Source organism: Thermoleptolyngbya sp. M55_K2018_002, from assembly GCF_015295965.1.
Classification (GTDB): domain Bacteria; phylum Cyanobacteriota; class Cyanobacteriia; order Elainellales; family Elainellaceae; genus Thermoleptolyngbya; species Thermoleptolyngbya sichuanensis.
The window spans coordinates 1-13,206 of the sequence record NZ_DVEA01000163.1 but is presented as its reverse complement, the minus strand read 5'-3'; the positions used below and the strand labels follow the sequence as shown (position 1 = coordinate 13,206).

Sequence of the window (13,206 nt, the reverse complement as noted above, 5' to 3'; positions counted from 1 at the left end):
CGGTGCGGCCGGCGAGGGTCTGGCTGGGAATCAGTTCCAAGTCTTGCAGACCCGCTTGCCAAGCGGCGATCGCCCCTGCTTGGTCCGTCGGGTTGGTGGCCTGCTGATAGGTCTGCTTGGCCTGGGCGATCGCCTGCTCTGCCGTCACCAGCGCCGTTTGAGCGTTCTGCTCCTGGGCGGCCTTGGCTTGCAGGCGGGCCACTTCCATGCGGGCATTGTTAAAGCCTGCGGTGGTGAAGCTCCAGCGATATAGTCCGCTCCAGCCGTCGTACCAATAGTCGCGCAGCCACACGGGTAGCTCGTCTAGCCGCTTCTGCGCTTCGATGGCCTTGCGCTGACCCGCATCAATATCTTCGGGGCGGGTGGGGTTGTCAATCAGTTGTTTGGCTTGCTGCGTCAGGGCGATCGCCGCCTTGTAGTTGTTGTCCATGCTGACGTAGCTGGGCAACAGCAGCACGGGCGCTTTTTCGGCAACCGGACGGCGAATCGGCGCGTAGGGCAGGTTGATGGCCCAAAGAACGCCCGCTGGAATGCCAACAAGCAGCCCCAGTCCCAGCAGCTTGCCCAAAAAATTTCCACTCCGGCGCGGCGGGGGCGCACTCACAGGACGCGCCTGGATTGCCTGCCGCCGCTCATGCTCTAGCTCTCGTTCAAGTTCGGTGAGCGACTTGGGCTTTGCGGGCAGCGGGGCGAGCGGCGAAGACGGCGGGCTGGCAGGGCGAAAGACTCGGTTAAACAGTCCCATGATGCAGCGATGGAAAAGGAGAAAAGACAGGTAGCGGGAAACACCGCAGGATCTCCATCCTAGCGTTCCCAATCGAGCCGCTGCTTTCGCCAAACTCGCCCGCCAAACTTGCCCGCCAAACTCGCCCGCCAAACTTGCTCGGACTCAGTGCCCGCTAGACCACTTCCAGCGCAAAGAACGTCTCGCGGATTTTCCTGCCAATGTCGTTCAACGCGGTTTCCAGGTCATCGAGAAACTCGTGCAGACCGCGCTGGGTGATCTCTTCAACGGTAATGTAGTCCAGTTCGGAGCGCAGTTTTCCCAGGGCCCGCTCTGCTGGGTTGCGCCATACGCCGCGAGAACTGCCCGTAATCTGGTGGAGCGATCGCTCGGCTTCTAGCAGGCAAAACTGGATCGACCGGGGAAACTCCCGATCCAGCACCAAAAAGTTCACCACATCCTGCGGCGTGATGCGGTGCTGCCGCTTGCGATACATCTCATAGCCGCTGGCTGATTTCAGCAGCGCGATCCACTGCAACTCGTCCAGCGGCGTGCCCACGTCTTTGATTGAGGGCAGCAGGATGAAATACTTCACGTCCAAAATCCGCGCGGTCTTGTCTGCCCGCTCGATCATCCGCCCAATCCGCCCAAAGTGCCAGCCCTCGTTGTGCGACATAGTAGCGTTCATCACGCCTGCAAACAGGTGACTCGACATCTTTACCTGCGAGAAAAAGTCCGACAAGTCCAAGTCATCAGGGCGCTGGCAGGCATCTTTCACCATGAGATAAAAATCGTTAACCTGCTCCCACATTTCCGAGGAAATGCTCTCCCGCACCGATCGCGCGTTTTCTCGGGCCATTTGCAGGCACGACAGGATGGAGTTGGGGTATTTGGCATCAAAGGTAAGGAAGCGAATCACGTTGTCTGCCGTCGCTGCGCCATAGTTCTCTTTGAACAGCGTCAGGTCGCCCGTCGTCAGCACCAGCGGCTCCCACTGCTGGGCCACGCCCACGGGCGAATCCAGCAGCAGGTTCAGGTTCACGTCTACAAATCGGGCGACGTTTTCGGCCCGCTCGATATAGCGGTTGAGCCAGTAGATAGAATCGGCAACGCGGCTGAGCATTGTTTGATGGATTGATGGAAGGCTAGTTGATTGAAGGAAGATTAGAGGTTAAAGGGTTGGACTTGCTAACTATTGCCCACGACCCACGTATCCTTCGTGCCGCCGCCCTGGGACGAGTTGACGACGAGGGAGCCGCGCCGCAGGGCAACGCGGGTGAGTCCGCCAGGGTTCACATAAATCTCTTTACCGTAGAGGATATACGGCCGCAGATCGACGTGACACCCTTCGATGCGATCGCCCATCAGCGTCGGGGCGCGAGACAGGGTAAGCGTGGGCTGGGCAATATAGTTGCGCGGGGTGGCGCGGATGCGTTCGGCAAAGTCTTCGCGCTGCTCTGGCGTAGCGTGGGGGCCGATCAGCATTCCATAGCCGCCAGACTCGTTCGCCGCCTTCACCACCAGCTTGTCGAGGTTTGCTAACACATGGGCCTGATCCTGCGGCTCCCAGCAGAGATAGGTCGGCACGTTGGGAATGATCTGGTCTTCGCCCAGGTAATATTTCACCATCTTGGGCACGTAGGCGTAGATTACCTTGTCGTCGGCTACGCCCGTACCCGGCGCATTGGCCAGCGCCACCCGCCCGCGCCGATAGACCTCCATAATGCCGGGAATCCCCAGCATCGAGTCGGGGCGAAACGTGGTGGGGTCGAGAAAATCATCGTCAATGCGGCGATAGACCACATCCACCCGCTGAAGCCCCTTGGTGGTCTTCATTTGCAGATAGCCATCCGCCACCACCAGGTCGCTGCCCTGCACCAGTTCCACGCCCATCTGCTGCGCCAAAAAGGAATGCTCGAAATAGGCAGAGTTATACATTCCCGGTGTCAGCACGACCACGGTGGGATCGTCCAAGTGGGGCGGAGCCAGGTTCAGCAGGGTTTCCAAAAGCTGGCCCGCGTAGTCGTCTACAGGCAAAATCGGCATCTGCCCAAACACTAGCGGAAACGTGGTTTTCATGACGCGGCGATTTTCCAGCACGTAGGATGCGCCAGAGGGACAGCGCAAATTGTCTTCCAGCACGTACCACTGCCCGTCGCGATCGCGCACCAGATCTGTCCCTGTGATATGGCACCAGATGCCGTTGGGCGGCTCCATGCCCAGACAAGGCTTGAGAAACCCTTTAGATGAGTAAATTAAGTCCTCCGGAATCAGTCCGTCTTTGACGATTTTTTGCTCGCCATAAATGTCGCTCAAGAAGCGGTTTAGCGCCTCAATCCGCTGCTTGAGTCCGCGCTCTAGCCAGGCCCAGTCATGTCCAGATACAATGCGCGGAATAATGTCGAAGGGCAACACCCGCTCGGTGCCCTGCTCATCGCTATAGACGTTGAAGGTCGCCCCCAGCCGCAGTAGGGCTTTTTGGGCAGACTGCTGACGCTGCTGCAAGTCTTCGATGCTCAAAGAGTTGATGCGCTCAACCAGCGGCAGCGCTTCGGGGCGAGGCTGTCCTCGTTCGACAAACAGCTCGTCGTAGAAATCTCCGGGGTCGTAGTCGTCCAGTTTCACGGCAAATAAAAATTAATTTTTCTAGTAATTTTTCTGGCTCGTTTCTCTGATTCGTCAAAGGGTGCGGATGAATGATCCTAGGGCGTGCTTTAGAGCGCTTTTGATCCCCCCTGGCCCCCCCTAAAAAGGGGGGAATCGAGCCGAACCACTCCGGAAGTTCCCCTTATTAAGGGGGATTTAAGGGGGATCGACTCAGGGCAATCAACGACCTAGAAAGTTTTAAGACACTGCCTAGAAAGGTTTAGAACACCGCCCAGCCTGTTGCTATGTACTTACCACGCCCCCCACTATGGCAAACCGCGTCTTCCAAATCGGCCAAAACGGATACTGTAAAAACCTGCTTTCAGTGTTGAACTGGTTCGCAAGCATCCTCTGGCGCTTCAAGATCCTCGTAATCCCTGCTTGTTTTGGGCAGAGTCTTTGGGTTCGGCGTTTAGGATGTAGGGATAATACCAAACCTTTTTAAAATTCCCCTGGATTCCCTTTGAAAGGAAGAGCTAGCTATGGCATACGTCACAGACCTGAGTGCAGGTCAGCGCCTCTGGATTGAAAGCCGCGATCGCCTCACGATTCTCACCCTCCTGAGCGCCAGCGCCGGACAGCAGCAAAGCCAGCGAATGTCGGTCGAAACGGGTGCTTGGGCCGCACCCCCCCAGGCATTTCGCACAGCAGGCGGTGTGGTGGTGCAAGTGGAGACAGAAAACGGCTCGCGCTTTGTGCAGGTGCAGGGGAGCCAAATGCAGTCGCTCAACGGCGTGCCCGTGCTTTCGGGGGCGGCGGTGCTGCCGATGCAGGAAACGACAGAAGACCCAATGCCGCCGATGGAACCCATGAAGCCGATGGAACCCATGAAGCCAATGCCGCCGATGAATTCCGGTCAGCCCCTGCAAATGGGCGAGATGCAGATGGGCGAGATGCGAATGGGCGAGCTAAAGATGGGCGATATGGAAATGCGCCTGAACCCGATGCAAATGAAGATGGGCAGTTTGGAGATGCGAATGGGCAGTGCCGAACGCCAGTCCCAGCAGCGATTTTGTACCCAGTGTGGCGGCGAGGTGCAGATGGGCGATCGCTTTTGTGCCCAGTGTGGTCATCGGGTGGGAGAACTGAGCCATAGCTAAGGCAAGATTTAGCCTGCGTCTCTTGTAAAGCTCCATAAAGCTCCATAAAGCCTCATAAAGCCCTATACGAAGGTTGGCGGGCACTTTTCTCGCCCAAATTTTCCCATCTGGATTTCTGATCCAAATTTCTCAGCCGGGTTTCTCGTCCAGCCTTTCTCACCCGGTTTTCTAAAGCAGACTTGTAGCCGCGAAGTCTGACAGATTGTTAACCCGCTGTTAATCTACCTTTGCAGATAGGGAAAACTATTGGGTGATCAAAATCTTAAATTCTTACAAATTATTGATTTTATGCCGCCGGATTTATACCGTTGCGCCAGCAATCTGGGTATGGTTAACAATACCTGCTTCTAGCCCAGCGGATTTCCTCGGAACGCCCTGTTCGGAACGCCCTGTCAAGAAACCCCATCAGAACGACAGCCTCGCTGATTTGCCCGACCTGCTCATTTGCCGAGATGCTCTGTAGACCTGTTTGCGATGCCTTTGCTGCCCCTACACGCTCGACGGTTTTTTACTCGACACGCCGCCCCCGGAGTTGAGAATCTGCCCGCGAAAACCGAAAGACCTGCACCTGCTGACCGATGGCACGATGTCCCATCTGTGCCTTTATCTGCCCCTCTGAAACGGTTTACCCCGTCCTACCGATGGCGATCGCCCCTGGGCTGGGTGGGTGGAGCGCTGCTGCTGGTGGGTAGCCTGGCCGATCCGGCAGCAGCGGCAAAGAAGCTCTCGATCAAGCTCGGCCCGGTGCAGTCTTCGGTGCAATTGTCCGATTTGCAGCACTACGCCAAGACCGGGGATGTGCAGGGGTCGCTGCGGGGCTATCGGCTGCTGCTTAGTCCATCTCTGCAAAGCACGCTGCAAAGCAGTATTCCACTTGATCCAAACGCTGGGCATCGCCTGGTGAAGGATCTCCTGAGTTCCTCGGCGGGCGATCGCCTGCTCACAGCACTGGAGCGCGTCATCCCCAATGGCGATCGCAAAATGCTGCAACTGGCGCTGACTCGTGCCGCCACCCACGCCAACGGGCTGAGCCTGCTGGGATTCTTACAGGAATTTCCCGCTCCAGAGGTCGTGCTAGACCTGACGGCGGTGGCCTCGCTGACCTCGCAGATGAATCTGGCCTACTGGCAGAGTCAGGCGCTGACCTCGATTTTGGAGCGCGAACTGACCGTGCCCGAAGCGGCTCCCTTCCATGCGGAGCTAGACCCAACCCGTCCCGGCACTCATTGGGTACGCCAGCAGTCCCTCGTCTTCCGCGACTACGAACGGGCCCGCACGATTCCGGTCGATTTGTACTGGAGCTATCGCACAACTGGCCCGCTCATCGTCATTTCTCACGGCTTTGGAGCCGACCGCCGATTTTTGGGCTATCTGGCGAGACACTTGGCTTCCTATGGCTTTGCGGTAGCTGCACTGGAACACCCTGGCAGCAACGTCGCCTGGATCACGGAAATTACGCAGGGCAGGACACGGGGGCGACATGGCACCGATCTTCTGCCCAGCCAGGAGTTTATCGATCGCCCTCACGACATCAGCTTTTTACTGAGCGAACTCGATCGGTTGAATCGTCACTCCACTTTGCTCAGGGGGCGGCTAGATACCCAGCAGGTCGTGGTCATCGGCCACTCGCTGGGCGGCTACACGGCGCTGGCGCTGGCTGGAGCCAGACTCGACTTGCCCAATCTGCGCCAGTTTTGCAATAGCCCGGAGCGGGTCGCCCTGTCCATTGCCGACTGGTTGCAGTGTACGGCGGCGGATCTGCCCGACGAACTGCCTGATCTGCGCGATCGCCGGGTGGCGCGAGTGATGCTGCTCAATCCGGTGATTGGTCGCCTGTTTGACGAAGAGAGTCTGGCGAAGATCCGCATTCCAACGCTGATTGTATCGGGCACTTCAGACGCAGTGATGCCCGCCGTCAGCCAGCAGTTGTTGCCCTTTACCCAGCTTCCGGCTGATTCCAAGCTCTTGCTCACGGTCATTGGCGGCGGGCACCTCAGCGTTGGCGATCCCGAAAACCTGAACCAGGCGCTCACCCACAGCCTATTTATGCGAGAACAGGGCGATCGCGAAACAGAGGCACTCCGACAATTGCTCAAGGGCATCTCGCTGTCCTTTGTCAAACAGCTTACGCCGGATGCTCGTTACTACAAGCCATTTTTGTCGGCAGAGTATGTCCAGTCGTTTTCCACCGCCACCCTCCAACTGCGGCTAAATGCCCAGCTTTCAGAAAAGCTGTCGAACTGGCTCCAGATGGCGGCGCTGCCCCTAGAACAGATGACCTCCAGCGCCCAGCCCCAGCCGCGTCAATATGTCAGAACGCAGGTGGCAGGAACGGGGATCACCGTGCTGCTGGCGGGGTTGCCGCTAGTGGTGTTTGTCCTGCCAGGATATTTATCCTCATCGGTGAATCGGGTGCTGCGGCGCAAAGGTCAACCGGGACGAGCCAATTTGTCAGGACAGTCTCAGTCAGGACAGTCTCAGTCAGAACATTCTCAGTCAGGACATTCTCAGCCAGGGCAGTCTCAGAGGCTACATTCCGAGCGGGCAGACGGGGGACTGACGGATCGACCCGCCCATGCGGGAATCTCAGACGTAGACTCAAAAGACTCAGAAGACTTAGAAGAAGCCGATAGATCCTGAATCTAGCGGATCAATTTGCGGATCAATTTGGAGCGCGGCCTTTTGAGTTTATGTATGATTGAGGCCAGCCTCTTGAGACTGCCCGCATTGACCGGAGCAGAATTTGGAGTTTGAAGGACGTGCTGTTGCTGGGGGCGATCGCCCTTCTGCTCTGCACTGCTACCACAGTTAGAACATCAGATTGAATATCAGATGGAACGTTAGCGAGACTGCTTTCGCTCAAGCTGATACACGAATTTACGAACGGCAGTGCGAACGCTTTTTGCCTTTTACTTTGTCCTAAACTATGCGCCCCTACGCCCTGACGAATTGCGTACTGCATACTGGTGAGCAAGATTTGGTCGATCACGCGCTGCTGATTGAGGGCGATCGCATTCTCGACATTCTCCCGTCCTGGGATTTACCCGACTCTTTCAGCGTTATTGACTTGCAGGGCGACCACGTTTCACCCGGTTTTGTCGATTTGCAACTGAACGGCTGTGGGGGAGTCATGTTCAACGACAAGATCACAGCCAAGACGCTGGAGATCATGCACACGACCAACCTGAAAAGCGGCACCACCAGCTATTTGCCAACGCTGATCACCACGTCGGATACCGATATGCTGCGGGCAATGGAACTGGTGCGCGACTATCGAAAATTTCGCCCCCATAATGTGCTAGGGCTGCATTTGGAAGGGCCCTATCTAAACCCAAAGCGCAAGGGCATCCACAACGAGCGCTACATCCGTCGGCCCGACCCAGCGATGATCCAGCAAATCGCAGCGGCGGGTCGCAATTCTGTGTTGCTGCTGACGCTGGCTCCCGAAATCGTGGAGATAGACGATATTCTGACGCTGGCAGATGCAGGTATTTTGGTGTCCGCCGGCCATAGCGATGCAACCTACGAGCAGGCGATCGCCGGATTCGACGCAGGCGTGGGCATGGTGACGCATTTATTTAACGCCATGTCGCCCTGGCTGGGGCGCAGTCCGGGGCTGGTAGGCGCTGCCTTTGACCGAGATGACGTGTATGCCGGAATTATTGCCGACGGTCATCACACCCACCTGCGCTCGATCGCCCTAGCCCACCGCATGAAAGGTGACAAGCTGCTAATTGTCACCGATGCCACGCCGCCCGTTGGCACTCAGATGGACTCCTTCAGGATTGGCGGGCAGGTGGTGTTCTACCGCGAGGGCAAGTGCGTGTCGGCCGAGGGAACCCTGGGCGGCTCTGCGCTGACGATGATCGAGGCCATCCGCAACTGCGTCTCGATTGGGCTGCCCCTAGACGAGGCCCTGCGGATGGCGAGTGCGTATCCCGCAGCAGCGATCGCCGTGAACGATCGTCTGGGGTATCTCGCACCTGGCTACGTCGCAAACCTGGCGATGTTCAACGATGCGCTGGAGATTACTGGCGTGTGCGATCGCGGCGAATATTTGGCGGTGATGAGCTAGCAATTAGGCTCCTAACTCCTAACCCACCACCCACGCCCTTGCATCGTCGCGTCTAGCGTCGTTCCAGCGTTTCCGTCAGGCGCTCCACCGCATCCGCCAGGCGAGTGTTCACCTCAGCCAAATCCGGCGCTTCGGGATCGGCTTCCTTGCGCTTAAACGAAGCAAACCACTTGATCAGCAGGTACAGCGAAAAGGAAATAATCAGGAAGTTAATAATGGCGGCCAAAAAATTGCCCACGGGAATAGCACCAATCGTGATGCCCGAAATCCCTGCCGCCGGATCTGCGCCAAAAATCAAGGCGATGATGGGCATGATGATGTCGTCCACCAGCGATTGCACAATCGAGCCAAAGGCCGCGCCGATGATCACACCCACCGCCAAGTCAACCACGTTTCCCTTCAGGGCAAATTCTCGAAAATCGCGGAGAAACCCGCCTACCGCACCGTTTCGTCGAGCCATGATTTCTGTCCACTCCTAAACACAATCAATCATAAGAATCAATCAGACATTTGACCTAGAAACTGCCTTTAGAGGATGTTTGAAAAGTCCTACTGTTTGGAGCAAAGCGTGCAAGACCCCCTAAATCCCCCTTAAAAAGGGGGACTTTAAGGCGGTTTCCCCCTTTTTAAGGGAGGCTAGGGGGATCTCTGAGTGCTTAACATTACAGGCGATACCTTCTCAAACACCCTCTTAGACAGGACTGACGCACTTGCGATAAGTTTTCTAGGTTTTGGAGGATTTCTCGCGGGCGCATCTCACGAGAAATCCTCCAACTGCGTAAGTCCTAAGAGATTCTCTTCAGGCCGATCCCTCGGCCCAGAGAAATTTCTATCGGTCAAACCACGGCTCCAGGAACCCTTTCTGCCCATACGGTAGTGCGAGTTTTTTCAGATTGCAAGGTCAACAGGATGCTGTCGGAGCAGTCTTGCTTTTCGGGCGCTTTCTTGGGTCAATCCTGTATCAATTCTGCTAACCACCCTGTATCAATTCTGCTAGCCACATCGCCTGCGCGGAGCTAGGAAAAGAATGGCTAGAAGTCTTGCAGAGCTTGACGGACACTCCAGAATCGCAAATCCAAAATCGCAAATCCAAAATCGCAAATCAATATCAAGGCTTCTTAGCGCCGACGCTTGCCTCGCTGCAAGGCCTTGAGCTTGGGAGCCGCGCTCCAACCCTGCGTGGCGGCGTTGTAGATTTTTTCGTTCGCTTCTGCCGATTTGAACAAGTCCACCACGGGATTGGGATAATCCACGCCCAGCCGTAGCCCAAAGCGCTGCTGTTCGACGGGCAACAGTTTCCAGGGTTCATGCACCTTAGCAGCGGGCACGTTCGCCAGTTCTGGTAGCCAGTGCTTTACATAGTCGCCCTGCGGATCGTAGTCTTTGGACTGCTTGAGGATGTTGAAAAAGCGAAAGCCGCGAGCGTCGTTGCCCACGCCCGCCGTATAGTTCCAGTTGCCGTAGTTGCTGCATACGTCGTAGTCGATCAGCAGCGACTCGAACCACTCTGCGCCCATGCGCCAGTCGATGCCCAGATTTTTCGTTAGGAAACTGGCGACGTTTTGCCGTCCGCGATTGGACATGAACCCGGTGGCGGCCAGTTCTCGCATGTTGGCATCCACCAGCGGAAAGCCCGTCTGCCCTTTGCGCCACAGGTCGAACCGCTGCCAATCCTGCTGCCAGGGGATGGGAATGCCCTGGAGACCAGAGGGATAGAACACTTTGGAGCCGTGCTTGGCGCAGATAAAGCGAAAATAGTCGCGCCAGAGCAGTTCAAAAATGAGCCAGTAGGTGGAGTCGTTTTTGATGCGCTCTGCTTCGTAGCGACCGACTTCGGCGTGGATCAGGCGTGGCGACAGGCAGCCCAACGCCAGCCACGGCGAAAACTTGGAGGAATAGTCTGCCCCCAACATGCCGTTGCGCGTGTCTTTGTATACCCGCAGGCGATCGCCCTTCCACAGATACTCCTGTACCCGTGCCAGCCCCGCCGTTTCGCCGCCCTCAAATCGTAGCACTCCCCGCGCATCGGTTGCAGGTGGCATCAGCCCCAGGTCTGCCAGAGTGGGAATTTCGCCTGGTTTTAGTGAATCGTCTGGCCAGTCGCCTGGCAAATTCTCTGGCAAATCCTCTGGCAGGGGCGGCAGCGACTTGGGCGCAGGCAGGGGCGGGTTGACCGACGAGTCTCGCTCGACCTGCTTGCGGAAGGCCGTGAACAACTCCGGGATCTGCGACCGTTCAAACGGCAAATCGTCGGGATAATAGAGCGTGTGGCCCCAAAAAGACTGCACCCGGATACCCAACGGCTTGAGCGCAGTTTGCAGCGCCGTTTCGACCGCCTGCTCCTCAGGGGTGACTTCTTGGTGATAGAAGACCGCAGAAATCGCCAGATCTGTCGCCAGACGGGGAATAATCAGTTCGGGCGGGTTCTGGTAAATCAGCAAGTCGCTACCCAGGCTACGGAGCGATCGCCGCAAATCAGCTACACTCTCTAGCAAAAACTGGGCCCGAAACGCGCCTGTCTTGGGAAAGCCAAAAGCAGTCTTATCAAACTGGCGCGGGTCGAAACAGTAGACCGGGACAATCTCCGCACCGCTGGCGATCGCCCGATGCAGCGGTTCATGGTCGTGGAGCCGGAGGTCGTTGCGGAACCAGAGAAGAATGCGTTGGATCACAATCGTCAGAATACTTCAGAGTACTGTCGTCAGGGCGCATGGATTCGCATCCATTTCTTAACATAGCGTTACACAGGCTTGGTTGCCTGCGGCCAGCCCGGATTTGCAGCCCGGATTTGCAGACCAACTTGCAGCCCGGATTTGCAGCCCCAATTTGCAGCCCCAATTTGCAGCCCCAATTTGCAGCCCCAATTTGCAGCGCTGACATATCGGCTCATCTTGGCGGGCGAAGACCAGACTTATTAAGAATTTTTGGAGATTGTGGCTCTCTTGCTACTCTGAAGAAAGAGGGTGCATTGTCAATCAAATGGCTGAAATCGGTTTAAGGTAATTAGTTTAAGACCGTTAAGATCGTTAATTTAATCCCTTTGTCTGCTCAGTCAGACTCGTGTTAAGGGCTGCATGAACCCCGATCCTGGTGCCACCCATCCCTCTAGCAGCCGTGCAGACGAAGCAGGGAGCGCTCACCGTCATCAAGCCGTGGTGAATAGCCAAACCGAGCTAGTTTGCCGCTTTTTGCCCAATGGCGTGCTGACGTTTGTGAATTCGGCCTATTGCGATCGCTTTGGCAAATCCGCAGCCGAATTGCTGGGGCAGCCCCTCGTCAACCTGGTTCATCCCAACGAGCAGGGCCGCGTCACTCAGCAGCTGACCGAAATTCAAACCCTGACCCCAGATAGCCCGGTTCAAACCCACGAACATTGGGTTTGGAGCGCAACAGGCGAAATGACCTGGTATGAGTGGATCGTCCAGGGCTTTTTTAACCCATCTGGTGAACTGATCGAACTGCAAGCGGTCGGGCGCGACGTGACTCGCCGCAAACAGATGGAGCTAGAGCTAGAGCGCTATCACCAGGAACAGCGCACCCTCAACCGCATTCTGACGCTCAGCCTAAACGCCCAATCTACGCCGGATGTGTTTCGCTGCATTGCCGAAGAGGTGCGGCAGGCGACGGGCTTTCCGATCGTGGCCATTGAGCGATACGACACGACCCGTCAGACGATGGTGTTTGAGGAGCTGTGTGGCGTGGATTGTTTGGCAGATCCAGCCGTCGGGGAATGGGGCGGTGAATGGATTAATGAACAGACTCGCGAATGTAGGGGAGCCTGTACCCACGCGCCGACGCTGGAGTTTCCAGTTGCAGAAACCCTATCGGGCGTGGTTGTGCAAACGGGACAAGCGCTGATCCGGCATTACGAACCTGAAGCGATGGTTCCGGGCGATCGCACGTCACTGCTGCGGGCGCTAGGGGTCGCTACGTTCGTGTGCCTGCCGCTAACCGCAGACGGACGCACCCTCGGCACCCTTAGCCTAGGACATCCCCAGCGGCAGGCAGTGTCGCCATCGCTGCTGGAATGGCTGCAAAGTCTATCGGGGGCGATCGCCGCCTTGCTCAAGCGCCAAGAGACAGAGCGATCGCTGCAAGACTCGGAACAGCGCTACCGGCTGCTGTTTGAAAGCAACCCCCTACCTATGTGGGTGTTTGACCTAGACACGCTGGCGTTTCTCATGGTGAATGAAGCGGCGGTACAGAAATATGGCTATAGCCGCGAGGAATTTCTCAGCATGACCCTGGCAGAAATCCGTCCACCAGAGGAGATTCCTCGGCTGCTGGCGATGATCTCCGCCGTGAATCAGGGCATGGAAGATTCGGGCATCTGGCTACACGCCAAAAAAGACGGCAGCCTGATCCAAGTGGAAATTACCTCGTACCTGCTCACCTACCAGGGACGGCGGGCAGAACTGGTGATCGCCAAAGACGTGACTGAACAATTACAAATTGAAGCGGCCCTGCGCGAAAGCCAGCGCAAATATGAAACCCTGTTCCAAACTGTGCCCGTGGGCATTGCTATGACGGATGAACAGGGTCGGATTGTGGAGGTGAATCCGGTACTGGAGGAAATGCTGGGCATTCCGGCGGCTGAGCAAACGCGCTATACGTGCGATCGCCCTGCCTGTCCCATTCTGGTGGTGGAAGACGACCCCACC

The 13,206-nt window shown here is 56.8% G+C and carries 9 protein-coding genes and 1 pseudogene; 4 read left to right on the top strand and 6 right to left on the bottom strand.

Annotation, left to right across the window (positions count from 1 at the left end; genetic code table 11):
- From IGS51_RS08235 to IGS51_RS08225, 3 genes and pseudogenes are all read right to left on the bottom strand, one after another.
- Window positions 1-745: pseudogene (locus IGS51_RS08235) on the bottom strand (hypothetical protein); the annotation flags it as partial.
- A gap of 154 nt (window positions 746-899) precedes the next feature.
- The gene (locus tag IGS51_RS08230) at window positions 900-1,847 is read right to left on the bottom strand and encodes an alpha-E domain-containing protein (protein WP_297077929.1); all 948 of its coding nucleotides are present in this window, start codon (window positions 1,845-1,847) and stop codon (window positions 900-902) included.
- A gap of 65 nt (window positions 1,848-1,912) precedes the next feature.
- Window positions 1,913-3,349, bottom strand: coding sequence for a circularly permuted type 2 ATP-grasp protein (locus IGS51_RS08225; RefSeq protein ID WP_297077927.1), 1,437 nt, complete (start codon window positions 3,347-3,349; stop codon window positions 1,913-1,915).
- Between the two features lie 503 nt (window positions 3,350-3,852).
- Between IGS51_RS08225 and IGS51_RS08220 the strand changes: the two genes are divergently transcribed.
- The 3 genes from IGS51_RS08220 (at window position 3,853) to nagA (ending at window position 8,545) form a co-directional block, all read left to right on the top strand.
- Window positions 3,853-4,470 (top strand): zinc ribbon domain-containing protein, encoded by a 618-nt coding sequence (locus IGS51_RS08220; RefSeq protein WP_297077925.1) that lies wholly within the window; start codon window positions 3,853-3,855, stop codon window positions 4,468-4,470.
- 474 nt (window positions 4,471-4,944) lie between these two features.
- On the top strand, window positions 4,945-7,110 hold the full coding sequence (locus IGS51_RS08215; protein ID WP_297077923.1) for an alpha/beta hydrolase: 2,166 nt from the start codon (window positions 4,945-4,947) through the stop codon (window positions 7,108-7,110).
- Between the two features lie 286 nt (window positions 7,111-7,396).
- Entirely contained in the window at window positions 7,397-8,545 is a 1,149-nt protein-coding gene (nagA, locus tag IGS51_RS08210) for an N-acetylglucosamine-6-phosphate deacetylase (protein ID WP_297077921.1), read from the top strand.
- A gap of 52 nt (window positions 8,546-8,597) precedes the next feature.
- Here the strand turns inward: nagA and mscL are convergent, their stop codons facing one another.
- The 3 genes from mscL to IGS51_RS08195 form a co-directional block, all read right to left on the bottom strand.
- Window positions 8,598-9,005 carry a large conductance mechanosensitive channel protein MscL gene (gene mscL, locus IGS51_RS08205; RefSeq protein ID WP_297077919.1) on the bottom strand — a complete coding sequence of 136 codons (408 nt, stop codon included), beginning with the start codon at window positions 9,003-9,005 and terminating at the stop codon, window positions 8,598-8,600.
- A gap of 658 nt (window positions 9,006-9,663) precedes the next feature.
- A complete protein-coding gene (locus tag IGS51_RS08200) occupies window positions 9,664-11,220 on the bottom strand; it encodes a DASH family cryptochrome (RefSeq protein ID WP_297077931.1) in 1,557 nt (518 codons plus the stop codon).
- Between the two features lie 65 nt (window positions 11,221-11,285).
- Window positions 11,286-11,435 (bottom strand): hypothetical protein, encoded by a 150-nt coding sequence (locus tag IGS51_RS08195; protein WP_297077916.1) that lies wholly within the window; start codon window positions 11,433-11,435, stop codon window positions 11,286-11,288.
- Between the two features lie 184 nt (window positions 11,436-11,619).
- Here IGS51_RS08195 and IGS51_RS08190 point away from each other — a divergent pair.
- On the top strand, window positions 11,620-13,206 hold a 1,587-nt coding region (locus IGS51_RS08190), incomplete at its 3' end, for a PAS domain S-box protein (protein ID WP_297077914.1).